Consider the following 214-nt stretch of genomic DNA (forward strand, 5'->3'; position numbering starts at 1 on the left):
AGTATATGGATGTGGGGGTGGCGCCATTGCGGTTGCCGGGGCGGGGGGAGGGTGGGGGTGAGCGGGTGATCGGTCATGAAGTTGTTTTGGGTGTTGGTGAGTTGCGGGGTTTGGCGGAGGGGTTGGGGGTGCGGTTGTCGGCGGTGTTGACGGCGGTGGTGGGTGTGGTGGCGGGGGCGTTGGCGTCTCGGGGGGATTTCTATGTGCAGTTTCC

The 214-nt window shown here is 65.0% G+C and carries 1 protein-coding gene; it reads left to right on the forward strand.

Going from position 1 to position 214, the window contains the following annotated elements:
* On the forward strand, positions 1 to 214 hold a 214-nt coding region (locus tag ACX4ZE_RS23590), incomplete at both ends, for a hypothetical protein (RefSeq protein WP_480275669.1).

Source organism: Nocardia sp. TBRC8007, assembly GCF_056629435.1.